The organism is Demequina sp. NBRC 110054, assembly GCF_002090115.1.
GTDB lineage: Bacteria > Actinomycetota > Actinomycetes > Actinomycetales > Demequinaceae > Demequina.
This window is the reverse complement of sequence record NZ_BBRK01000004.1, coordinates 1,510,536-1,532,296: the sequence shown is the minus strand read 5'-3', so window position 1 is coordinate 1,532,296 and position 21,761 is coordinate 1,510,536. Positions and strand designations below refer to the sequence as shown.

The 21,761-nt window shown below is 70.4% G+C and carries 20 protein-coding genes and 1 tRNA gene; 7 read left to right on the top strand and 14 right to left on the bottom strand.

Translation table 11 applies throughout. The annotated features are described in order from the left end of the window. Nucleotides 1–44: 44 nt before the first annotated feature. The 4 genes from B7K23_RS07000 to B7K23_RS06985 form a co-directional block, all read right to left on the bottom strand. The gene (locus tag B7K23_RS07000; RefSeq protein WP_084125629.1) at nucleotides 45–2,570 is read right to left on the bottom strand and encodes a glycoside hydrolase family 65 protein; all 2,526 of its coding nucleotides are present in this window, start codon (nucleotides 2,568–2,570) and stop codon (nucleotides 45–47) included. Further along, nucleotides 2,567–3,310 (bottom strand): HAD family phosphatase, encoded by a 744-nt coding sequence (locus B7K23_RS06995; protein ID WP_084125628.1) that lies wholly within the window; start codon nucleotides 3,308–3,310, stop codon nucleotides 2,567–2,569. The genes B7K23_RS07000 and B7K23_RS06995 overlap by 4 nt, the downstream gene beginning before the upstream one ends. A gap of 130 nt (nucleotides 3,311–3,440) precedes the next feature. After that, complete coding sequence (gene pth / locus B7K23_RS06990) at nucleotides 3,441–4,013, bottom strand: aminoacyl-tRNA hydrolase (RefSeq protein ID WP_084125627.1); 573 nt, start codon at nucleotides 4,011–4,013, stop codon at nucleotides 3,441–3,443. Nucleotides 4,014–4,176: 163 nt separating this feature from the next. After that, nucleotides 4,177–4,779 (bottom strand): 50S ribosomal protein L25/general stress protein Ctc, encoded by a 603-nt coding sequence (locus tag B7K23_RS06985; protein ID WP_084125626.1) that lies wholly within the window; start codon nucleotides 4,777–4,779, stop codon nucleotides 4,177–4,179. A gap of 216 nt (nucleotides 4,780–4,995) precedes the next feature. Between B7K23_RS06985 and B7K23_RS06980 the strand changes: the two genes are divergently transcribed. The 4 genes from B7K23_RS06980 to B7K23_RS06965 all read left to right on the top strand — a co-directional run bounded on the left by B7K23_RS06980 (nucleotide 4,996) and on the right by B7K23_RS06965 (nucleotide 8,536). Beyond that, complete coding sequence (locus B7K23_RS06980) at nucleotides 4,996–5,790, top strand: DUF1206 domain-containing protein (protein ID WP_084125625.1); 795 nt, start codon at nucleotides 4,996–4,998, stop codon at nucleotides 5,788–5,790. A 2-nt stretch (nucleotides 5,791–5,792) separates the two neighbouring features. Next, complete coding sequence (locus B7K23_RS06975; protein WP_084125624.1) at nucleotides 5,793–6,461, top strand: phosphatase PAP2 family protein; 669 nt, start codon at nucleotides 5,793–5,795, stop codon at nucleotides 6,459–6,461. A gap of 153 nt (nucleotides 6,462–6,614) precedes the next feature. Further along, the gene (locus B7K23_RS06970; RefSeq protein ID WP_084125623.1) at nucleotides 6,615–7,160 is read left to right on the top strand and encodes a sigma-70 family RNA polymerase sigma factor; all 546 of its coding nucleotides are present in this window, start codon (nucleotides 6,615–6,617) and stop codon (nucleotides 7,158–7,160) included. Beyond that, nucleotides 7,157–8,536, top strand: coding sequence for a hypothetical protein (locus B7K23_RS06965; protein ID WP_084125622.1), 1,380 nt, complete (start codon nucleotides 7,157–7,159; stop codon nucleotides 8,534–8,536). The genes B7K23_RS06970 and B7K23_RS06965 overlap by 4 nt, the downstream gene beginning before the upstream one ends. Before the next feature lie 88 nt (nucleotides 8,537–8,624). Here B7K23_RS06965 and B7K23_RS06960 read toward each other — a convergent pair whose 3' ends face one another. The 3 genes from B7K23_RS06960 to B7K23_RS06950 form a co-directional block, all read right to left on the bottom strand. After that, on the bottom strand, nucleotides 8,625–9,605 hold the full coding sequence (locus B7K23_RS06960; protein ID WP_084125621.1) for a ribose-phosphate diphosphokinase: 981 nt from the start codon (nucleotides 9,603–9,605) through the stop codon (nucleotides 8,625–8,627). Then, nucleotides 9,602–11,149, bottom strand: coding sequence for a bifunctional UDP-N-acetylglucosamine diphosphorylase/glucosamine-1-phosphate N-acetyltransferase GlmU (gene glmU, locus B7K23_RS06955; protein WP_084125620.1), 1,548 nt, complete (start codon nucleotides 11,147–11,149; stop codon nucleotides 9,602–9,604). The genes B7K23_RS06960 and glmU overlap by 4 nt, the downstream gene beginning before the upstream one ends. 87 nt (nucleotides 11,150–11,236) lie before the next feature. Next, a tRNA-Gln gene (locus B7K23_RS06950) sits at nucleotides 11,237–11,308 on the bottom strand. Between the two features lie 96 nt (nucleotides 11,309–11,404). Between B7K23_RS06950 and B7K23_RS06945 the strand changes: the two genes are divergently transcribed. Then, nucleotides 11,405–12,004 carry a TetR/AcrR family transcriptional regulator gene (locus B7K23_RS06945; RefSeq protein ID WP_084125619.1) on the top strand — a complete coding sequence of 200 codons (600 nt, stop codon included), beginning with the start codon at nucleotides 11,405–11,407 and terminating at the stop codon, nucleotides 12,002–12,004. Nucleotides 12,005–12,299: 295 nt separating this feature from the next. After that, a complete protein-coding gene (gene mscL / locus B7K23_RS06940; protein WP_084125618.1) occupies nucleotides 12,300–12,719 on the top strand; it encodes a large conductance mechanosensitive channel protein MscL in 420 nt (139 codons plus the stop codon). Nucleotides 12,720–12,724: 5 nt separating this feature from the next. Here mscL and B7K23_RS06935 read toward each other — a convergent pair whose 3' ends face one another. The 7 genes from B7K23_RS06935 to rsmI form a co-directional block, all read right to left on the bottom strand. Next, nucleotides 12,725–13,660 carry a 4-(cytidine 5'-diphospho)-2-C-methyl-D-erythritol kinase gene (locus B7K23_RS06935; protein ID WP_143338133.1) on the bottom strand — a complete coding sequence of 312 codons (936 nt, stop codon included), beginning with the start codon at nucleotides 13,658–13,660 and terminating at the stop codon, nucleotides 12,725–12,727. Between the two features lie 66 nt (nucleotides 13,661–13,726). Then, a complete protein-coding gene (gene rsmA / locus B7K23_RS06930; protein ID WP_084125616.1) occupies nucleotides 13,727–14,632 on the bottom strand; it encodes a 16S rRNA (adenine(1518)-N(6)/adenine(1519)-N(6))-dimethyltransferase RsmA in 906 nt (301 codons plus the stop codon). Then, nucleotides 14,599–15,339 (bottom strand): G5 domain-containing protein, encoded by a 741-nt coding sequence (locus tag B7K23_RS15945; RefSeq protein WP_159451349.1) that lies wholly within the window; start codon nucleotides 15,337–15,339, stop codon nucleotides 14,599–14,601. The genes rsmA and B7K23_RS15945 overlap by 34 nt, the downstream gene beginning before the upstream one ends. Nucleotides 15,340–15,534: 195 nt before the next feature. Continuing rightward, on the bottom strand, nucleotides 15,535–16,386 hold the full coding sequence (locus B7K23_RS06920; RefSeq protein WP_084125614.1) for a TatD family hydrolase: 852 nt from the start codon (nucleotides 16,384–16,386) through the stop codon (nucleotides 15,535–15,537). Next, a complete protein-coding gene (metG, locus tag B7K23_RS06915) occupies nucleotides 16,387–18,180 on the bottom strand; it encodes a methionine--tRNA ligase (protein WP_084125613.1) in 1,794 nt (597 codons plus the stop codon). Nucleotides 18,181–18,386: 206 nt separating this feature from the next. Beyond that, the gene (locus tag B7K23_RS06910; RefSeq protein WP_084125612.1) at nucleotides 18,387–19,283 is read right to left on the bottom strand and encodes a M15 family metallopeptidase; all 897 of its coding nucleotides are present in this window, start codon (nucleotides 19,281–19,283) and stop codon (nucleotides 18,387–18,389) included. Then, complete coding sequence (gene rsmI / locus B7K23_RS06905) at nucleotides 19,267–20,139, bottom strand: 16S rRNA (cytidine(1402)-2'-O)-methyltransferase (RefSeq protein ID WP_084125611.1); 873 nt, start codon at nucleotides 20,137–20,139, stop codon at nucleotides 19,267–19,269. Before rsmI ends, B7K23_RS06910 begins: the two co-directional genes overlap by 17 nt. A 60-nt stretch (nucleotides 20,140–20,199) precedes the next feature. Between rsmI and B7K23_RS06900 the strand changes: the two genes are divergently transcribed. Continuing rightward, nucleotides 20,200–21,702: a dolichyl-phosphate-mannose--protein mannosyltransferase gene (locus tag B7K23_RS06900; protein WP_084125610.1), complete on the top strand. Its 1,503-nt coding sequence runs from the start codon at nucleotides 20,200–20,202 to the stop codon at nucleotides 21,700–21,702. The last annotated feature ends 59 nt before the right edge of the window (nucleotides 21,703–21,761 follow it).

The following is a 21,761-nucleotide window of genomic DNA, read 5'->3' as shown; positions in this document are numbered from 1 at the left end:
CCGCTGCTACCTCATCCATCGGCCGCCGTCGCGGCTGATCAAGCCTAATCGACGACCTGGTCCTCCGCATCGGTGACCATCGCCGGCAGGGACGCGGTGATGACCGAGCCGTCCGCGCGGAGGGTGCCGTGGAAGGCGGACGGGTCCGGGGCGCCGTCGAGGCGAGGACCCTGGTCCGCGAGCGGCACGATCACCTCGTTCTCGGGTGTGACCAGGAAGCGCTCGCCGCGCACGTTGACCGACAGCGCACGACCGCGCTCGATGGAGAACTCGATCGACTCCTGGCGCACCGTGACCTTGAGGCGGTTGTTGTGCACCGTGACCCGGTAGGTCAGCGACGGCCACGAGTCGGGCAGACGCGGGTCGAAGTTGAGACCCTCACCGTGGTCGCGGAAACCGCCGAAGCCGTGTACGAGCGCGGACCAGACACCTCCGGTCGACGCGACGTGCACGCCATCCGCGGTGTTCGAGTGCAGGTCCGCGAGGTCGACGAAGAGCCCGTCCCAGAAGTACTGGAGGGCGAGCTGGTGGTAGCCCACCTCGGCGGCGATGATCGACTGGACCACGCCTGACAGAGTCGAGTCACCCGTCGTGATCGGGTCGTAGTACTCGAAGTCCGCGCGCTTCTCATCCATCGTGAAGTGCTCGCCCTGGAGGAACAGCGCGAGGACCACATCGGCCTGCTTGAGGACCTGGAAGCGGTAGATCACGAGCGGGTGGAAGTGCAGGAGCAGGGGCCGCTTCTCGGGCGGCGTGTTCTCCAGGTCCCACACCTCGCGCTCGTGGAACAGCGCGTCCTGCGGATGGATGCCGAGCTGGTCGTCCCACAGGATCGCCATGCCCTCGGCGGCGCGCTCCCACTCCTCGACCTCCTCGTCGTCGAGGTCCATGCGCGCGACCATCTTGGCGTACTGATCCGGCCACTGCCCGCGCAGCTTGCGCACAGACTCGGCGGCGCAGCGCAGGTTGAAGCGCGCCATGACGTTCGTGTACAGGTTGTCGTTCACGACGGTCGTGTACTCGTCGGGGCCCGTCACGCCGTGGATGCGGAAGGACTCACCGTCGCCGCGGGAATGACGCCAGAACCCCAGGTCCGCCCACATGCGCGCTGTCTGCACCAGGATGTCGATGCCCTCGCGAGCGAGGAACTCGTCGTCCCCCGTCGCGAGCACGTACTTGTTGATCGCATACGAGATGTCGGCGTCGATGTGATACTGCGCGGTGCCGGCCGCATAGTAGGCCGACGCCTCCTCGCCGTTGATCGTGCGCCACGGGAACAGCGCGCCGTTCTGCGCGAGCTCGCCCGCGCGCCGCTCGGCCGCGGGGAGCAGCCGGTAGCGGTAGCGCAGCGCATTGCGCGCGATCACGGGCGACGTGTAGATGAAGAACGGCACCGCGTAGATCTCGGTGTCCCAGAAGTAGTGGCCGCCGTAGCCGGAGCCGGTCACGCCCTTCGCGGGGACACCGTATCCGTCACCGCGCGCGGCTGCCTGCAGCAGCTGGAACAGGTTCCAGCGCACCGCCTGCTGGATCTCGGGCTGCTCGGCGATCTCGACGTCCGAGCGCTCCCAGAACTCCGCGAGCCAGTCGCGCTGATCCTGGAACTGCTTCTCGACGCCCTCCTCGCGCACGCGGTCGAGCGTGCGGTTGCAGCGGTCGGCGAGCTCGCGCGGCGGCACCATGCGGGACGTGTGATAGCTGACGACCTTGGTCAGCGAGAAGGTCTGGCCCGGCTGGAGGCGCGAGCGGTAGACCTGCTTGGCGTAGTCGGGCGCGACGTCCGTGACGGTCGTGTAGTCCGCGTCCGACTCGATGTGGTGCTCCATCGCGCACGCGAGCGTCATGCCCGAGTTGCGGGTGCGGTAGCCGAGCAGGACGCGGTTGTCGTCTCCGTGGTGGATGCGCGGCTCGAGCACGCGCTCGTCGAGCTTCTCCGCCTTGCGCGGGTCGAAGCCCGACGTCGGCTGCTTGTTCGCGCGGTACTCGTCGAGGCCCGCGCCGCGGTTGAGCAGCTGCGAGGAGATCGCGATCGGCGCCTCGTAGTCGAGCAGGGTGACCTCGAAGCGCATCACCGCGAGGTGACGCTGGCTCAGCGACACCATGCGCGACGAGCGCACGCGCACGCGGTTTCCCGCCGGCGTGCGCCACAGGAGGTCCCTCGTGAGGACGCCCTCCTTCATGTCGAGCGTGCGCGAGTAGTCGATCAGGTCCGCGACGGAGAGCAGCAGCGGCTCGTCGTCGACGTAGAGCCGGATGACCTTCGGGTCGGGCACGTTGACGATCGTCTGGCCCGTGCGCGCGAACCCGTAGGCCTCCTCGGCGTGCCGGATGGGCCAGGTCTCGTGGAAGCCGTTGATGAACGTGCCGTGCTGGTGGCCGTCGTGGCCCTCCTCGATGTTGCCTCGCAGGCCGAGGTACCCGTTGCCGACGGCGAAGAGCGTCTCGGTCGTGCCGAGGTCGTCCGCATCGAAGGAGGTCTCCATGAGCTTCCACGGGTCGGGCGGGAAGCGGAGCCTGTCGAGATACTCGGGCACGCTCGTGTCGTGCAGAGGCCGGTGGGCCACCTTCATAGCTCGACCAGCTCGCTCAGGTCCTTGACCACGACGTTGGCGCCGGCGATCTCAAGCGCGTCCATGCCCGCGCCGCGATCCACTCCGAGCACGAGGCCGAAGCCTCCCGCGTGCCCGGCCGCGACGCCCGACAGCGAATCCTCGAGCACCACGCAGTCCGCCGCGGGGACGCCGAGCCGCTTCGCGGCGGCGAGGAAGGTGTCGGGGGCGGGCTTGCCGGGCAGGCCCTCCGCGGCGGCGGTGTCCCCGTCGACGACGGTCGCGAACCTGTCCGCGAGGCCCGCGGCCTCGAGCACCACGGGGGTGTTGCGCGAGCTGCACACGACGGCCATCGGGAAGTCGTCGAGCTCGCCCAGATGGTCGAGAAGCGCCACCGAGCCCTCGTACGGGGTCACGCCGTTCTCCTTGAGGACGGCGGTGTAGGCCTCGTTCTTGGCGTTCCCGAGCCCGCACACCGTGTCGGTTCCGGGAGCGTCCGTGGGATCGCCCCACGGGATCTCGACGCCGCGCGACTTGAGCAGCCGAGCGACGCCGTCGTAGCGAGGCACGCCATCCACGTGCGCGAAGTAGTCGGCGTCGGAGTACGCAGGGGTGATCGAGTGCGACGAGAAGTAGTCGTCGAAGATGCGCTTCCACGCAGCCATGTGAACCTCAGCGGTGGGGGTCAGCACGCCATCCAGATCGAACAGCGCGGCCTTGAAGCCCTCGCCTGCGGGTGCTTGGGGGATATGCCACGGCATGGGGTGCCTCCTGCGAGCGCTCGAACTGAGAGGCTGCCGGGACGGGGCTCCGCGACCGCCTCGAGGTCACTACTTCGATAGTAGTCAGCCGGACGGGTGCAGTGGCAACCCGAAACCCGCCTCGACCCTGCTAGGACGGGCTGTGGAAGCGCTGCTGTGCCTTCTCCAGGCCCGATTCGAGGATCGCCTCGACCGCATCGGCCGCGTCCGACACGAGGAACGGCAGCTCCTTGCGCTCCGCGGCGCCGAAGGGCTTGAGCACGAACGTCGCGGCGTCCATGCGGCCAGGCGGGCGCCCGATGCCGACTCGCACCCGGATGTAGTCGGGGGTGCCGAGCGCCTTGGTGACGTCCTTGAGGCCGTTGTGGCCGCCCGAGCCTCCGCCGCGCTTGAGCTTGACCGTGCCGAAGGGGATGTCGAGCTCGTCGTGGATCACGATGACCTCGGTCGGCGGGACCGACAGGTACTTCGCCAGGGAGCTCACGGGGCCGCCCGAGACGTTCATATAGGACATCGGCACCGCGAGGTGGGCCGCCTCACCCGCGAGGCGCGCGGCCGTCGAGCGGGTGTGGGTCTTCTTGTGCACCGACAGCGACACGGCCGCGCGGGACGCGAGCTCATCGATGGCCATCGCGCCGATGTTGTGGCGCGTGGCGGCGTACTCCTCACCCGGGTTTCCCAGGCCGACGACGAGTGCGGGCATCAGTTTCCTCAGCTGCTCGGTGGCGTGTGTGCGGTGGCTTCGCGCACGGGCGCCGGGACGATGCGACGGACGCCTGGGCGGCGCGCGGTGCGACGGAGGTGTCGCAAAGGGAAAGCGCCCGGACCGCACAGGTGCGGTCCGGGCGCTGTCATACCTTGGGAGGTTACTCCGCGGTCGCCTCGGCGGGAGCCTCGGCGGCGGCCTCGGCCTCGTCGGGCTCGGGCGCGGTGCGGGGCTGCGTCACGTGGACGACGAGCGCGTCGGGCTCGTTGAGGAGCTCGGCGCCCTTGGGCAGCTCGACCTGGGACGCGACGATCTTCGCGCCCTCCTCGAGGCCCTCGACCGAGACGACGATGGTCTCGGGGAGGTGCGTGGCCTCGGCCTGGATGTGCAGGGTGTTGAGCTCCTGGACGTGGATGGTCGAGCCGAAGGTCTCGCCCTCGACGTGGACCGGGACCTCGACGGCGATCTTCTCGCCCTTCTTCACGAGCAGCAGGTCGACGTGCTCGATCGAGCGCTTGACGGCGTTGCGCTGGATGTCCTTCGCGATGGCCGTCTCGGACTTGCCATCGAACTCGATGGTGAGCAGCGCGTTCGCGTGCTTGAGGGCCATCATCGTGTCGTGGCCCGGGAGGAGCACGTGGACGGGGTCGGTGCCGTGACCGTAGAGGACGGCGGGGATCTTGCCGGCCATACGGGCTCGGCGGGCAAAGCCCTTGCCGAACTCGGTGCGGGTCTCGGCGGCGAGCTTCAGCTCATCAGACATCGGGGTTCTCCTCGAGAATGAACGGACAGATAGCGGTTGCACGGCAAGGCAGAGCCGTCATGCATCTGCCGCGTCGATCACGCCGGGCCCTGCAGGGGCGCAGCCTCGCCGAGGAACTGGAACAGTCTACCTGCTGGGGCCGCGAACCGCTAACCCGGGCCGCACGGCCACCGCACGCGGGGAATAGCGGGCCGCACGGACGCGGTTGGCACTGCCATGACCACTTCAGCGGCACACAGCGCCCGCACAGGCACCTCGGGCGACATCTGGGAGACCCTCGCACGCGCCGGCTACGCCGTCTCGGGGGTGATCCACCTGATCCTGGGCTTCGTGATCGTGAAGATCGGCCTCGGCAGCGGCGGGGAAGCGGACTCGTCGAACGCCATGACGCAGCTGCGCGAGGCGCCGCTCGGCGCGGTGATCCTCTGGGCCTCCGCGGTGGCGTTCCTCGCGCTCGCGCTGTGGCAGCTCTTCGACGCGTTCCGTTCCGGACAGGGGGCGAAGGACCGCGCGAAGGCGGGCGGGAAGTTCGTGATGTACGCGTCCCTGGCGTTCTCCGCGGCCTCGATCGCGATGGGCTCCAGCGGCTCGAACGGAGACAAGCAGGCCGAGAGCGCGAGCCAGACGCTCATGAGCTGGCCCGCGGGTCCTTTCCTCGTCGGTGCGGTCGGCCTGGGCATCCTCGCGGGAGGCGTCTACCACGTGGTGAAGGGCGCCACCAAGAAGTACCTCGACGACCTCAAGGGTCTGCCTTCAGGCGGCGCGGGCACGGGCGTGAAGGTGCTCGGCACCGCGGGCTACATCGCCAAGGGCATCGCGCTGGGCGCGGTCGGTGTGCTGTTCGTGATCGCGGCGGTCCGGACCGACCCCGATCAGGCCAAGGGCTTCGACGGCGGCGTCGAGTCGCTGCTCGGGATGCCCGCCGGCCCCGTGCTCGTCGTCCTGATCGGACTCGGCTTCGCGGCATACGGCCTGTACTCCTTCGCGCGCTCGCGCCACGCGAGGATGTGACCGTGCTCGCCGGACCACGCGGCACGGCCCCCTCACCCTCCGACGTCGGAACCGCGGCGCTGCGACGGGTGCTGCTCCCCGTGGTCGCCCTCGGGGCCGCGGTGATCGGTGTGGGCTACCTGATCGGGAACGTGCTCGCGCTCGACGAGTCGGCGATCAGCCAGGCCGTCGTCGACGCCCGCACCCCGACCATGAACACGATCAGCGCGTTCGCGTCCGGGCTCGCCGACACGAAGACCATCCTCGTCACCGCCCTCGTCGTGTGCGCCTTGGTGTGGTGGAGATCGGGACGATGGTGGTTCGCCACGGTCCCGCTCGTGGCGCTCGCCGCGGAGGTCGCGGTGCACCTCGCGAGCACGGCGGTGGTGAACCGCACCCGGCCCGAGGTCGAGCAGCTGGACGATGCGCCGCCCACCTCGAGCTTCCCGAGCGGCCATACCGGTGCCTCCTCGGCCGTGTACCTCTCGTTCGCGCTCATGGCGACGCGGATCTCCCACCGCGGGGCACGGCTGACGGTCGTCATCCTCTGCGCGCTCGTGCCGGTCGCCGTCGCGCTGTCGCGCGTCTACCGCGGCATGCACCACCCGACGGACGTGCTCGCGGGGCTCGTCGTCGGTGGCACGTGCGCGTGGATCGGCTGGACCTGGCTGCGGGAGGATCGCCCGGCCTGAGCCCGCCGGCGACGGCTCTCCCCTCGCCGTGCGCGTCTCCCCACAGCCTCCGCGTGTCCCCCTGTCGGGCCTGATTCGTGCTCGCTAGCGTGGCACCCCAACCCTTCTCGAGGCCTGCCTCGTCCTGAGGGTGACTGAGGGGAGCCACAAGGGATGCCATCACGCTGGGAGCCGATGCTCCACGAGGTCGCGGGCGCGCGCCGCGGACGCCTGCTGGCGTTCGCCGAGATGCTCGCAGGCGCGCATGCGGCCGAGGACCTGGTCCAGGACGCCGTCATCGCGACCTTCTCCAAGCGCCGCGGATTCGACACCGCCGCCCAGGCCGAGAGCTACGTGCGCCGCGCGATCGCGTCCCGCTACGTCGACTCCGTGCGCAAGAGCAGCGCCGAACGCGCCCGCATGGAACGCACCGCCCCACCCGAGGCCGTCCCCGACCCCACCGAGAAGGTCGGCGGCGACGCCGCCATCGACGCCGCCATGGCCGCCCTGGCACCACGGGAGCGCGCATGCGTCGCCCTGAGATTCCTCGAGGACCTGTCCGTGCGCGACACCGCCCACGCCCTGGGCCTGTCCGAGGGCGCGGTCAAGCGCTACGTCTCCGACGGCCTCAAGCGCCTCAACGCCGCGCTGGGCACCCACGAGGACCCCGACAGCATCGAGACCACCCGCGTCGTCACCATGGAAGGGGGCAACCGATGAGCGAGCTGCGCGACATCCTCCAGGGCCGTCACGACCGCCTCGCCGCGTCGATGCGCGACGCCGCCGAGTTCGACGAGCCCACCGCCATCGGCGCCGTCAAGCGCCGCCGCCGCACCCGCGCCCTCACCACGGTGGCTTCCTCCGCCGCCGGCGTCGCCGCCGCCGCGATCGGCGTCCTCCTGCTCCTGCCCGGCCAGGGCGACGCCCCCGTCGCCACCACCAGCCCCACCCCCTCAAACACCGTATCGTCCACCCCCAGCGCTACCCCGTCGGCCACCGCGTCGTCCACCCCCAGCGCCTCCCCCAGCGCCGAACCCGCCCAGACCACCGCCCCCCTGGTCACCGGCGACGACATCGCGATCCTCGAACGACTCGAGAACCCCACCACCGGAGAGACCTGGCACGAGCCCGTCGAGATCGAGGCACCCGCCGCCCTCGCCGACACCGAGGGCACGTACCTCAGCGTCGGCACCCACGGCGACGCCGACATCGTCCTGTGGGTCTCGGACTACTACCTTTACGAGCACGTCGGGTACGACGCCGCGCTGTACGAGGTCGACGGATCGGGCGTCCGGTGGATCCGGTGCCCCTCCGTCGTGCCGAACGACGAGTGCGAGCCGAGCTCGGACTACTGGGAGACCGACGATCGCACGTACGACATCTTCACCAACTACGACAGCCTCACGCTGCCGCGCACCGTCACGCCGGCAGCGGGATGGTCGATCGACCTGAGCAGTGCGGACCGCATGTACCTGGCCGGGAACGAGGCGGCCGGAACGACGCTCACGCAGGACCGGGCGGACTTCCTCGGCTACGGCGAGCGGTCGATCGTCGCAGAGCTGGGCCCGTGGACGCTCATGCAGGACGAGTCCGACGGGTTCGTCGACGGGCTCGTGGACGTGCGGTACCGCCTCGTGTCCTCCTTCGGTGCGAGCATCGAGCTCCCCGTGGACGCGGGTTCGGACTACGCCGAGGCGATCGCAGCGTTCACTGCCTCGGCTTCGGAGACCACCCAGATCCTCCCCGCGTCCCGCAGCTGCTTCCGCCCGAACGAGACGATCGACCCTGGACACGATCCGGAGGCCTGGGTCGCCTCGGGCACCAACGACGACGGCCAGACCGTCTACGTGCCAGTCGACGGAGGCAACGACGTGGCTCGCGCCGTGTACGACGCACTCGCAGAGTCCTCGTTCATGGTGTTGGACACCGAGGAAGGCGGGTACCTCGAGGGCGCCGAGGCGTATGCCGCCTTCGCCTACGCCTCCTATGACGAGTTCCTCGCGGCGCGCAGCGTCCTCACGTGGGACCGCGGAGACGGCGTGTGGGTGGTCGGCATCGATGCCCGCGCCTCGCAGGTCGTCTACGAGTGCGCGTGACGCTCGCTCACTGAGCCCCTGCACATACAGAGGCGCGGGCCCCTCTCCGGGGGCCCGCGCCTCGTGTGCGTCTAGATGCTGAGCAGGCTCAGACGTTGCCGTTGAACAGGCTCGTGACCGAGCCGTCCTCGAACACCTCGTGGATCGCGCGGCCGATGAGCGGGGCGATCGACAGGACGGTCAGCCCGTCCCAGCGGCGGTCCTCGGGGATGGGCAGGGTGTCGGTGACGACGACCTCGGAGATGCCCGAGTCGCGCAGGCGCTCGACCGCGGGGCCGGACAGCAGTCCGTGGGTCGAGGCGACGATGACGCTCGCGGCGCCGTTCTCGAACAGCGCGTTCGCGGCCTGGACGATCGTGCCGCCGGTGTCGATCATGTCGTCGACCAGGACACAGGTGCGGCCCTCGACCTCACCGACGAGCTCGTGGACCTTGACCTGGTTCGGGACCGAGGGGTCGCGACGCTTGTGGATGATCGCGAGGGGCGCGCCGAGGTGGTCGGACCACTGGTCGGCGAGGCGCACGCGGCCCGCGTCGGGCGAGACGATGGTGATGTTGTCGGGCGCGACACGCGAGCGGACGTACTGCGCGAGCAGCGGCATCGCCCACAGGTGGTCGACCGGGCCGTCGAAGAAGCCCTGGATCTGCGAGGTGTGCAGGTCGACCGACATGATGCGGTCGGCGCCGGCGGTCTTGAACAGGTCCGCCATGAGGCGCGCCGAGATCGGCTCGCGGCCCTTGTGCTTCTTGTCCTGACGCGCGTAGCCGTAGCAGGGCATGATCACCGTGACGCGCTTCGCGGACGCGCGCTTCATCGCGTCGACCATGATCAGCTGCTCCATGATCGCCTCGTTGATCGGCGCAGCGTGCGACTGCAGCACGAACGCGTCGGCGCCGCGCACGGACTCGCCGAAGCGCACGTAGAGCTCGCCGTTCGCGAAGGTGTACGCGGTGGTCGGCAGCAGCTCGATACCCATGTCCTCGGCGACGGCCTCGGCCAGCTCGGGGTGGGCTCGCCCACCCGCGAGGACCATGCGGCGCTCAGACGGGTTCGAGATGATCGAGCTCATGACTCTCCTTCGTGCGTCTGGCCTTGTGAGCCCGACGATAGTCCTTCATGGGAACCGGCCGCTCGCCGAACCCGCTCCGCCACCTCGGCGGAAGGAGTGCCGGGGCGACGACGCTCGACCCACCCTTCCACATTCTGCTGAGGGGACGAGTTGATCGCGAGCGCCCCCGACGGGACGTCGTGGCGCACGGTGGTGCCCGCTCCCGTGTAGGCGCCGTCCCCGAGGGTCACGGGGGCGATCAAGGTGTTGTCGGAACCGATGCGCACCTGGGCGCCGACCACGGTCCGATGCTTGTTCACGCCGTCGTAGTTGACGAAGATCGTGCCGGCACCGACGTTGGTGCCCTCTCCGATCTCCGCGTCGCCGACGTAGCTGAGGTGCGGCACCTTCGCGCCGTCGCCGATGCGCGCGTTCTTGGTCTCGACGAAGCCGCCGACCTTGCCCTTGACCCCGACGACGGTGCCGGGACGCAGGTAGGTGAACGGTCCGATGGTCGCGCGGTCGCCGATGACGGCGTCCACGCCGTGCACGCGGGTCACGGTCGCGCCCTCGCCCACCGTGACGGAGGTGAGGGTCGAGTCCGGGCCCACGGTCGCTCCCGCGCCGATGATCGTGTCGCCGTGGAGCTGCACTCCGGGCAGGATCGTCGCGTCGACGCCGAGCGTCACGTCCGCGTCGATCCACGTGGTCGCGGGATCTGTCACCGTGACGCCTGCGCGCATCCAGCCCTCGACGATGCGGCGGTTGAGGGCCGCGCCCGCCTTGGCGAGCTGCACGCGGTCGTTGACGCCCTCGACGTCCTGGGCGTCGGGCGCGATCAGGGCGCCCACGCGGCCGCCGGCCTCGCGCGCGAGCGCGATGACGTCCGTGAGGTACATCTCGCCCTGCGAGTTGTCGCGACCGAGCCGCGACAGGGCGTCGCGCAGCACCGTCGAGTCGAAGACGTAGATGCCGGCGTTGACCTCATCGATCGCGCGCTGGGCGTCGGTCGCGTCGCGGTGCTCGACGATCGCGGTCACGTCGCCTCCGGCATCCCGGACGATGCGGCCGTAGCCGGTCGGGTCGGGCACCTTCGCGGTGAGCAGGGTGACGGCGTTGCCGGCGTCCGCGTGCGCGTCCACCAGGGTGCCGAGGAGGTCGCCGGTGACGAGCGGGACGTCCCCCGAGGTGACGACGATCGCGCCCTCGACCCGCGCGTCCAGGTGCGCGCGGTCGGCGTCGCCGCCCGCGACGGCGGCGGCCACCGCGGTCGCGTCGAGCGCGGACATGCCGCACCACACCGCGCGGCCCGTGCCGGGGACGTCGTCCTGATCGGCGACGAGCGCGTCGGGCGAGACCTCGGCGACGTGGGAGGCGACGGCCTCACGCTCGTGACGGACCACCACAACGGTGCGCTGCGGCTCGAGCTCGTGCGCCGCGACGATCGCGTGCGAGAGCAGGGTGCGACCCGAGATGCTGTGAAGCACCTTGGGGGTGGCCGACTTCATTCGCGTACCTGCGCCTGCCGCGAGGATCATCACGGCTGCGGGTCGGGTGTGGGCCACCAGTCCCCCTTCGCTGCCCTCGTCGGGCGTCGGGTCGGTCGGGACAACTCTACCTGCCAGGACACCGGAAGACCTCCGCACCGGCGGCTCCGCCCACAGGATTCGAACCTGTACCGCAAGGCTCCAAAGGCCTGCGTGCTGCCGTTACACCAGGGCGGAATGGGGCCCGAGAGGACCCGGGTGCTCTAGTCTGCCAGCCCGACACGGCAGACTGGGACCGTGACCGAAGAACCGAGGAAGCCTCCGCGCTCGCGCATGACCGCCCGCGAGCGCCGCGAACAGCTGCTGACGGTCAGTCGCGCGCTCTTCGCGGAGAAGGGTTTCGAGGGCACCTCCGTCGAGGAGATCGCCTCCCGCGCGGACGTGTCCAAGCCCGTCGTCTACGAGCACTTCGGCGGCAAGGAGGGCATCTACGCGGTGATCGTCGACCGCGAGGTCGAGGCCCTGCTCGGCGCGCTCACCGGCGCGCTCGCCCAGGTCGCCCACCCGCGCCAGCTCGTCGAGCGCGCCGCGATGGCGCTGCTGGGCTACATCGAGGACTCCCCCGACGGTTTCCGCATCCTCGCGCGCGACTCGCCCGTCGCGCAGACGTCGGGCACCTTCTCCTCGCTGCTCGGCGACGTGTCGGCGCAGGTCGAGGGCCTGCTCGCAGACCAGTTCCGCAAGCGCGGGCTCAACCCGTCGGTCGCGCCGATCTACTCGCAGATGCTCGTCGGCATGGTCGCCCTCACGGGCCAGCACTGGGCCGAGGTGCGCGAGCCTTCCAAGGAGGTCGTCGCGAGCCACCTCGTGAACCTCGCGTGGAACGGCCTGCACGACCTCGAGCGGCGCCCGGGCCTGCCCAGCGACCACTGAGTTTCGGCGCGCCTGGCGACGACCGCATCGTCCCGGTGCACCGCACTGCGCCATGCACTGCGCACGGATCTGAAGTCGACACCCCGGGCGACGCGCTGCATTGCGACACGACACGCTGGCGTGTCGTGTCGCAATCCGTGCGGAGTGCATGAGGGCCACGCCATGCGGCACGCGGTGTCGCGTGCTGATGCGCGCGCGCCCGCCTTTCGATAGATTCGGCTCGGGCGTCGACGCCCGGCGACGTCGGCTCACCCGGGGCCGGGGCGCCTCGGAGCAACATCCAAGGGGAGCAGCCGTGATCAAGGGCTTCAAGGACTTCATCATGCGGGGCAACGTGATCGACCTCGCGGTCGCGGTCGTCATCGGCGCCGCGTTCAGCGCCGTCGTCACGTCGCTCGTCGACAACATCATCAACCCGCTGATCGCCGCGGTGTTCGGCAAGCCGGACCTCTCCGCGGTGTGGCTGTGGACGCTCAACAACGGCGGCACTCCCGACGATGTCTCGGACGACGCGATCCTCGCGATCGGTGCATTCATCACGGCGATCATCAACTTCCTCATCATCGCCGCCGCCCTGTACTTCGCCATCGTGATGCCGCTCAACAAGCTGGCCGAGATGCGCAAGAAGGACGAGCCCGCGCCCGACGAGCCGGTCTCGCCGACCGAGATCGAGCTGCTCACCGAGATCCGGGACGCGCTCGCCAAGAAGGACTGACGGGGCTACTGCTCCAGCAGCACGGTCGCGCCGGCCACGGGCCCGCTCGCGGTGAGCACGTGGTCGGCGACGTCCGACGCGGTGAGGTGGGCCGCGATGGCGAGCGCATGCTGCCGCGACCGCGCGAGCGCGGCCACAGTGGGCCCCGAGCCGGAGACGACAGCGCCGAGCGCCTCGGCCTCCATCGCCGCGGCGAGGACCCTGTCGAGGTGCGGCGCGAGCCTGAGCGCCGACTCCTGGAGATCGTTCGTGAGCGCCTCGCCGAGACGCTTCGCGTCGCCCGCCATGAGCGCCGCCATCACGCGGTCGTCGATCGCGGGGTTCGCGACCGTCCGCTCCCCCGCCGCGACGGCGCGGTCGAACTCCGCGAACACGCCGGGCGTGGACAGGCCGATGCGCTGGGTCGCGAGGACCCAATGGAACTCGCCGTGGGTCATCGCGGGTGAGAGCTCATCGCCTCGGCCGAGGCCGACGGCCGTGTGACCGTGAAGGCAGAAGGGCACGTCGGCGCCGAGCGTCGCGCAGATGCGCTCGAGCTCCTTGCGCGAGGCGCCCACGTCCCACGCCTCCGCACAGGCGACCACCGCGGCCGCCGCGTCGGCGCTGCCGCCGGCCATCCCGCCGGCCACGGGCACGCCCTTGACGATCTCGAGGTCGATGCCGTCGGTGATGCCATAGCGCTCCGCGACGGCGCGCGCCGCCCTGAGGGCGAGGTTCGTCTCGTCGAGCGGCACGACGACGGGATCCAGCATGAGCGAGGGCCCCGTCGACACGGAGAGCGTGAACTCCTCGTCGTCACGCGCGGTCGCGGCGACCGTCTCGAACAGCGACACGGCCTGGAAGACGGTCACGAGCGGGTGGTAGCCGTCCTCGCGACGGGGACCGACCGAGAGCTGGAGGTTGACCTTGCCCGGGGCTCGGACGGTCACGGTGCGCGGCATGCGCCCCATCGTGCCATGCCTGGCAGTGCCGAGTCGGACGGGCCGGGCCAGGAGCGCAGCAGCCGGTCAGTCGAGCGCCGCGAGCTGCTCCGCGATGCGGGAGAAGTCCTCGATCCGCAGCTGCTCGCCGCGCGTGAGGGGATCGATCCCGGCGGCGCGCAGCGCCTCCTCGGAGCGGGCGGACGAGCCCGCGATGCCGGAGAGCGCCCCGCGCAGGGCCTTGCGGCGCTGCGCGAACGCGGCGTCGACCACCGCGAAGACCCGCTCGCGGCTCACGGTCGTGACGGGCGGCTCACGGCGCTCCATCAGCACGAGCGCCGAGTCGACGCGCGGCACGGGCCAGAACACCGCGCGGCCCACGTCGCCAGCCCTGCGCACGTCGCAGTACCAGTTGGCCTTGGCGCTCGGGATCCCGTACGTGCGCGAGCCGGGGTCGGCGGCGAGGCGGTCGGCAACCTCGGCCTGGACCATCACCAGCACGCGCTTCAGCGCGGGGAACGTCTCGAGGAAGTGCAGGATCACGGGGACCGACACGTTGTACGGCAGGTTCGCGACGAGCGCCGCGGGGGGCCCGGCCTCGGGTCCTGCGCCGGGAAGGTCGTCGACCTTGAGCGCATCGTCATTGATCACGGAGAAGCGGTCGGCATCGCCAGGGGCCCGGCGCGCGACGGTCTCGGGCAGCGCTGCGGCGAGCGTGGGATCGATCTCCACGGCGGTGACCCACGCACCCGCCTCGAGCAGCGCGAGGGTCAGGGAGCCCAGTCCTGGTCCGACCTCGACGACGTGGTCGCCCGGCTGGACGCCGGCCACGCGGACGATGCGACGCACGGTCCCCGAGTCGACGACGAAGTTCTGTCCCCACTTCTTGGTGGGCGACGTGCCGAGGGACTCCGCGAGCACCCGCACATCGGTGGGACCGAGTAGATCGGCCACCGAGGTCAGTACCAGCCCTTGGACAGGAACGAGTTCCATGCGTTGCAGGGGGTGCCGTAGCGGCCCTTCACGTAAGACAGGCCCCACTTGATCTGCGTGGCGGGATTGGTCGCCCAGTCGGAGCCGTACGCGGCCATCTTGGAGCCGGGCAGCGCCTGCGGGATGCCGTGCGCGCCTGACGAGCTGTTGTGGGCGTTCTGGTTCCAGCCGGACTCACGGGTCCAGAGGGCCTCGAGGCACTGCCACTGGTCGCCGGTCCAGCCGTAGGTCGACTCCGCGAGCTCCTTGCCGATCGCGCGGTTCCCGGTCGGGTTCGCCGCGGCGACCGAGTTCGGCACGGAGATGGTGGGCTCCTCGTAGGTGCCGACCGAGACGACCTCGTCGACGGGCTCGGCGACGATCACGGAGACGGTCTTCTCGCGGGAGACCTCCTCGCCGTCCACGTAGGTCACCTCGTAGCTGACGAGCTTGGTGCCCTCCTCGCCCTCGGTGGTGACCTCTTCGGTGCCCTTGTCAATCGAGTCGTCGTCCTCCTCGACGGTCTCGAAGGGGAGCGACACCTCCTTCGTCTCGGTCACGACCTCGACGTCCGCGCCGCCTGCCTCGACGGCGCCCACGACGTCGAGCGAGGTCGACACCTCGCTGTCCTCGGCGCGCACGTTCTGCACGGCGCCGACGGTGGTCGAGGCGAACGCTCCAGCGGAGAAGGCGATGAGCGCGGCGGAGACGCCGAGCTGCTGCATCATGCGTGCCCGCGCGCCCGTCCGGGTACGCGTGTCACGGCGTCCTCCAGGACGTGGGGTGGTGCGCAGATAGCTCAAGAGGTGCCCTTTCGGGACGGTCATTCATGCCAACGTGGTCGGGTCTCGGGGGGCGAGACACTCCCGCATTTATCTCATATCGGTAACGGTCTTGACGAACTGAAGCGTACGCCGGCGAATCTACCAGGCACCATAGAAGGTGACAGTCGTCACATCGAGCGCGCGGCACACCTCGTCGAGCGGCAGCCCCTTTACTCGCGCCACCTCGCGCACGGTGTGCGTGACCTGCGCCGGGGAGTTGGGCGCGCCGCGGTGCGGATGCGGCGTGAGGTAGGGCGAGTCGGTCTCGACCATGACCCGCTCGATCGGCGTGACCGCGAGTGCCGCGCGCAGCTCGTGCGCGTTCTTGAACGTCACGTTGCCCGCGAAGCTCAGGTGATAGCCGCGGTCGACGCACAGCCGGGCCATCGCGGCGTCGCCCGAGAAGCAGTGCATCACGGTGCGCTCGGGGGCGCCGTCGCGGGCCAGGATGTCGAGGACGTCCCCGTGCGCGTCGCGGTCGTGGATGCCGAGCGCGAGACCCAGCTCCTTCGCGAGCGCGATGTGGTCGCGGAACGACCGGATCTGCGCGGGCCTGTCGGGCTCCTCGGTCCAGTGATAGTCCAGCCCGGTCTCGCTGATGATGCGGATGCGCTCAGCGGTCGCGAGCGAGGCGATCTCGGCGAAGGCCTCGTCGTAGCCCACGCCCGTGGCGTGCTCGCCCTTGGCGTGCAACGGCGCCTCGTTCGGGTGCAGCGCGATCCCGCCCAGCATCTGCGGGTGCCGCGCGACCGCGTCCACGGTCCATCGGGCGGACTCGAGCTCGCAGCCGATCTGGACCACGCGGTCGACGCCGACGGAGGCCGCCTCGCCCAGGCGCTCCTCGACGGTCCGGGGCTCATCGCCCGCGGGCGACTCGAGGTGGCAGTGGTTGTCGACGACGGGGGCCGGCAGCGCCTCGGGCGCAGGCGGCCAGACTCCGGGACGAGCCACCTAGTCGTCGCCCTTCATCCGCTCGAGCTCCGCCTCGACGATCTCGTCGTCCAGCTTGGTGAAGATCGGCGAAGGCGCGGGGACGGCGGTGCCCGCGACGACGTCGCGACGGCCCCACGTGTCGTGCATGCCGGTGTAGTCGCCCTGGATGACGGGGTACGAGCGGTCCGGCAGGTCCAGGTCGTCGACCTCGTTCATCTGCGGCATGGGCGCGAGCGTGCCGGTGCCGCCGAGGGCCTCGTGGACCTGCTGCGCGGAGTGCGGGAGGAACGGCGCGAGCATGGTGTTCGCGTCGTTGACCAGCTGCGAGGCGACGCCCAGCACGGTCTTCATGCGCTCGGGGTCCTCATTCTTGAGCTTCCACGGCGCGGTCTCGGCGAGGTACGCGTTCGCGTCGCCGACCACGCGCATGGCCTCGGAGATCGCGGCGCGCTGGCGGTGGTGACGCACCAGGCCGCCGACCTCGTCGAAGGCCTTCGCGGACTTGTCGAGCGCCGCGCGGTCCACGTCCTGCAGGTCGGTCAGCGCGGGGATCTCGCCCACGTTCTTGTGCAGCAGCGAGGCGGTGCGGTTGACCAGGTTGCCCCAGCCCGCGACGAGCTCGGTGTTCGTGCGGCGCTTGAACTCGGACCACGTGAAGTCGGCATCGGCCGTCTCGGGGCCGGCCATCGCGATGAAGTAGCGCAGCGCGTCGGGCTGGTAGCGGGCGAGCATGTCGCGCACGTAGATGACGTGGCCGCGCGAGGACGAGAACTTCGCGGACTCCATGGTGAGGAACTCGCTCGAGACCACCTCGGTCGGCAGCTGCAGCTCGCCGAACGGGCCGAGCTCGCCGCCCTTGGCGCCGCGCCCGTTGGCCGCGAGGAGCTCGGCGGGCCAGATCTGCGAGTGGAACGTGATGTTGTCCTTGCCCATGAAGTAGTAGGACAGGGCGTCGGGGTCGTTCCACCACTTGCGCCACGCGTCGGGGTCGCCGCTGCGGCGCGCCCATTCGATCGAGGCCGACAGGTAGCCGATGACGGCGTCGAACCACACATACAGACGCTTGGTGGGGTTGTTCTCCCACCCCTCGAGCGGGATCGGGATGCCCCAGTCGATGTCGCGCGACATCGCGCGCGGGCGCACGTCGTCGAGCAGGTTGAGCGAGAAGTTGAGGACGTTCGGACGCCAGCCCTGGCGCGAGCCGAGCCACGTCGCGAGCGCGTCCGTGAGCGCCGGCAGGTCCAGGAAGAAGTGCTCGGTCTCGATGAACTTGGGGGTCTCGCCGTTGATGCGGCTGACCGGGTTGATGAGGTCGATCGCGTCGAGCTGGTTGCCGCACGCATCGCACTGGTCGCCGCGAGCGCCGTCGGTGCCGCAGATGGGGCACGTGCCCTCGATGTAGCGGTCGGGCAGCGTGCGCCCTGTCGACGGCGAGATCGCGCCGCGCGTCGTCTGCTCGATCATGTAGCCGTTGCGGTGCACGGCCTTGAACATCTCCTGCACGACCTTGTAGTGGTTCCCCGTGGTGGTGCGGGTGAACAGGTCGTAGCTGAGGCCCAGCTGGGTGAGGTCCTCGACGATCACGCGGTTGTAGCGGTCGGCGAGCACCTGCGGGTCCACACCCTCGCCCTCGGCCTGCACGAGGATCGGGGTGCCGTGCTCGTCGGTGCCGGACACCATGAGCACGTCCTCCCCGGCCATGCGCATGTAGCGGCTGAAGACGTCGGAGGGGACGCCGAACCCGGCGACGTGGCCGATGTGACGCGGTCCGTTGGCGTACGGCCAGGCGACGGCGGAGAGGATGTGCGACATGCCGCCAATCCTACTGAGGACGAGGCGTGCTCCTCACGGCCGCAGCTCCCCGTGCACTCCGCACGGATTCCATGCCGACACGCGAGCGTGTCGCGTAGCTCGTCGGGGTGTCGTCGGGGTGTCGTGTCGAGATCCGTGCGGAGTGCATGGCAGGGGGACGATGCGGCGGGCGGGGAAGGGACGATGCGTCGGCCCCGCGGGCGGGATCAGTCGACGTAGTCCGGGGCGGCGGGCAGCCCGGCCGCCTCCTCGAACGTCGCGATCCCCTGCTCATGCATCCACGTGGACAGCTCGACCCCCACGTAGCGCACGTGCCACGGCTCGAACCAGTAGCCGGTGGTCTCGAACTCCCCCTCGGGGTACCGGACGATCCAGCCGTACTCCCACGCGTTCTCGGCGACCCACGCGCCGACGAGCTCCTGCGCGAAGCAGCGCTTGACCCGGCAGCTCTCGGAGCCGTAGATGTCGGCGGCCCACCCGGTCTGATGCTCCGAGTAGCCGCCGCGCGCCGAGAAGTTCTCCGCGACGGTCACGCCGCGCCTGCCCGAGTAGGTCGCGTGCAGCGAGACCTGCTCGGAGTAGCTGCGGTACCCGGACGTGATCGAGAAGTCGAGGCCGGCCTCGACGGCCCCGTCGCGCATCGCCGCGAGCGCCTCTGCCGCCTCGGAGCGCATCCGCTCCGAGGAGCCGCCCGGGACGCCGTCGACGTGCACGAGGTCCTCGGGGGCATAGTCGATCGGGTCGAGAGGCCGTGTCTTGTTGACGAGCACGAGGTACGACGTCGGGTCTCCGAGATCCTCGTCGGTCAGCGAGGGACCGTCAGCGACGATCTCGAGATCGGACACCTGGTCGGCGTCGTCGAGCTCGACCGCCTCGGCCGGGGCGGTGACGGCGGGGATCGACTCGGTCGTCGCCTCCACGTCGTCGGCGGCCATGGACGATGCGGCAGTCGCCTCGGCATCGGGCCTCAGGTCCGCGAGCGCGGCCCTGGTCGACGTCGATGAGGCGAGGAGCGCGCCGACCACGACGCCCGCCGCGAGGGCGAGCACCGTGGGGCCACCGCGCCGCGGCCACCGACGCGCGTGATCAGCGAGGTGGCTCATCTGCGGCCCTCGCCTGTCGCGCGCGAAGCACCGCGTCGTAGAGCTCCCGGCGCGGCAGACCGGTCGTCGAGGCAAGATCCGCGACGGCGTCCTTGGCGCGCTCGCCGGCGTCGATGCGCGCGAGGGCCTCACTCACGGCGGCGTCGGTGCCAAGCGCCTCCGCGGGCCGGCCCGCGATGCACACGACGATCTCGCCGCGCGGCTGGGACTCCTCGGCCCACGCGACGAGCTCGCCGAGCGTGCCCCGACGCGTCTCCTCGTAGGTCTTGGTGAGCTCGCGCGACACCGAGCCGGGACGGTCCGCGCCCCACGCCTCCGACATCGCCCTCAGGGTGTCGAGCAGCCGATGCGGCGCCTCGAAGAACACCATGGTCCGCGGCTCGGCCGCGAGCGCCCCGAAGGTGCGTACGCGCTCCCCGGCCTTGCGCGGCGCGAAGCCCTCGAAGCAGAACCGATCCGTCGGAAGTCCCGACAGGGCGAGCGCGGTCAGGACCGCGCTCGGGCCGGGCAGCACGGTCACCGGCACGTCGGTCGCGACCGCCTCCGACACGACCCGATATCCGGGGTCCGACACCGTGGGCATCCCCGCATCGGACACCACCAGCACGGTCCCGCCCTCGGCGGCGACCCTGACGATGTCGGCGGCGCGCTCGCCCTCGTTGTGGTCGTGCACGGCGATCACGCGCCCCTTGACCTCGATCCCGAGCCGGCCCGCGAGATCCCTGAGCCTCCGGGTGTCCTCTGCCGCGACCACATCCGCCGTCTCGAGCGCGCGGCGAAGCCTGGCCGACGCATCGTCCGTATTGCCGATGGGGGTGGCCGCGAGCATGACGATGCCACCGAGTCCCGACTCCATGTCCCCAGAGTCGCACACGGAATGCCCTGCTTCCCTCAGTGCCACGGTTAGGCTTCACGTGTGAACTGGGGCTGGGTCTTCCGCTGGCGCGTGCAGCTGATGGCTGTCGGGGTCGGCGCGCTTGCTGCGCTGCTGCGCTTCGCCAACCTCGGGTACCCCACGAAGCTCGTGTTCGACGAGGTGTACTACCCGCGCGGCGCGTTCTCGCTCCTCGTCTACGGCTACGAGGGCAACTGGGAGGGCGCCGACCAGGCCTTCGCGCGCGGCGACTACTCGGGGCTGTCCTCCGAGGGCGACTATGTGGTGCACCCGATGGTCGGCAAGCTGCTCATCGCGGCGGGCATGAAGATCTTCGGCCCCACGCCCTTCGGGTGGCGCTTCACCGAGGCCCTCTTCGGCGTCGCCGTCGTCGTGATCACCGCGCTCATCGCGCGCACGATGCTGCGCTCCACGCTGTTCGGAGGCATCGCGGGCGTGCTGCTCGCGGTCGACGGGCTCGCGATCACGATGTCGCGCACCGCGCTGCTCGACGGCTTCCTCGCCTTCTTCGCGGTCGCGGGCTTCGGCCTCATCGTGTGGGACAGGGAGAGATTCCGGCGCAGGTTGGGCGCGACGATGGCGCGCCTGAGAGACGAGGGCAAGGACCCGACTCTCGGCTTCGGCCCCGACATGGGCGTGCGCTGGATGCGCCTCGGGGCGATCGTCGTCCTCAGCCTCGGGCTCGCGACGAAGTGGTCCGGGGGGTACTTCCTCGCCGCGTTCATGGTGCTGTCCGTCATCTGGGACATCACCGCGCGCCGCGACGCCGGGATCGAGCATTGGCTCCTCGGATCCGTGGGGCGCGCGATCCCCACCTTCTTCGCGACGCTCGTGCTCACGCCCGCGGTCTACATCGCGACGTGGTGGAACTGGTTCGCGACCGACGGCTCGTACGCGCGCCAATGGGCGGAGAACCACCCGGGCGAGGGAGTCACGTGGCTTCCCGAGTCGCTGCGGTCCCTCCTCGAGTACCACCGGCAGATGTGGGACTTCCACACGGGGCTCACGACGCCGCACGACTACCAGGCGAACCCGTGGGGATGGATGCTCCAGCTCCGTCCGACCGCGTTCCACTTCACCGACGTCGAGGACGTGGACTGCGGGGCGGACCGGTGCGTGTCGGCGATCTCCTCGATCGGCAACGTCGCGATCTGGTGGGTGGGCGTCGCCGCGCTGCTCTTCGTCTTCTACCGGCTGATCCGCCACCGCGACACGACGGGCCTGATCCTGAGCATCGGCGTCTTCGCCGGCTGGGTCCCGTGGCTCCCGTACTCGTACCGCACGATCTTCACCTTCTACTCGGTGGTCTTCATCCCGTTCCTCGTGATGGTCGTCGCATGGATGCTGCAGAGGATCGCCCAACCCGACGGTCCAGGCACCTGGTCGCGCTGGGGCACGATCGCGGTGGGCGTCTACGTCGGCATCGTCCTGATCGTGGCCGGCTACTTCTGGCCGCTGTGGTCGGGCGACCCCATCCCGTACGACTACTGGCGCATGCACATGCGCATCGACAACTGGGTCTGACGAGCGCCGATCACCGCGACACCGCAGACAGAGGCGCCGGCGCGGGGCCCGGCGAGCGC

What these genes read in the sequence shown, in the direction of transcription:
- B7K23_RS07000 (WP_084125629.1), bottom strand. Translation starts at nt 2,570, where the DNA reads ATGAAGGTGGCCCACCGGCCTCTGCACGACACGAGCGTGCCCGAGTAT.
- B7K23_RS06995 (WP_084125628.1), bottom strand. Translation starts at nt 3,310, where the DNA reads ATGCCGTGGCATATCCCCCAAGCACCCGCAGGCGAGGGCTTCAAGGCC.
- pth (WP_084125627.1), bottom strand. Translation starts at nt 4,013, where the DNA reads ATGCCCGCACTCGTCGTCGGCCTGGGAAACCCGGGTGAGGAGTACGCC.
- B7K23_RS06985 (WP_084125626.1), bottom strand. Translation starts at nt 4,779, where the DNA reads ATGTCTGATGAGCTGAAGCTCGCCGCCGAGACCCGCACCGAGTTCGGC.
- B7K23_RS06980 (WP_084125625.1), top strand. Translation starts at nt 4,996, where the DNA reads ATGACCACTTCAGCGGCACACAGCGCCCGCACAGGCACCTCGGGCGAC.
- B7K23_RS06970 (WP_084125623.1), top strand. Translation starts at nt 6,615, where the DNA reads ATGCCATCACGCTGGGAGCCGATGCTCCACGAGGTCGCGGGCGCGCGC.
- B7K23_RS06965 (WP_084125622.1), top strand. Translation starts at nt 7,157, where the DNA reads ATGAGCGAGCTGCGCGACATCCTCCAGGGCCGTCACGACCGCCTCGCC.
- B7K23_RS06960 (WP_084125621.1), bottom strand. Translation starts at nt 9,605, where the DNA reads ATGAGCTCGATCATCTCGAACCCGTCTGAGCGCCGCATGGTCCTCGCG.
- B7K23_RS06945 (WP_084125619.1), top strand. Translation starts at nt 11,405, where the DNA reads ATGACCGCCCGCGAGCGCCGCGAACAGCTGCTGACGGTCAGTCGCGCG.
- B7K23_RS06935 (WP_143338133.1), bottom strand. Translation starts at nt 13,660, where the DNA reads ATGCCGCGCACCGTGACCGTCCGAGCCCCGGGCAAGGTCAACCTCCAG.
- rsmA (WP_084125616.1), bottom strand. Translation starts at nt 14,632, where the DNA reads ATGGAACTCGTTCCTGTCCAAGGGCTGGTACTGACCTCGGTGGCCGAT.
- B7K23_RS15945 (WP_159451349.1), bottom strand. Translation starts at nt 15,339, where the DNA reads ATGATGCAGCAGCTCGGCGTCTCCGCCGCGCTCATCGCCTTCTCCGCT.
- metG (WP_084125613.1), bottom strand. Translation starts at nt 18,180, where the DNA reads ATGTCGCACATCCTCTCCGCCGTCGCCTGGCCGTACGCCAACGGACCG.
- B7K23_RS06910 (WP_084125612.1), bottom strand. Translation starts at nt 19,283, where the DNA reads ATGAGCCACCTCGCTGATCACGCGCGTCGGTGGCCGCGGCGCGGTGGC.
- rsmI (WP_084125611.1), bottom strand. Translation starts at nt 20,139, where the DNA reads ATGGAGTCGGGACTCGGTGGCATCGTCATGCTCGCGGCCACCCCCATC.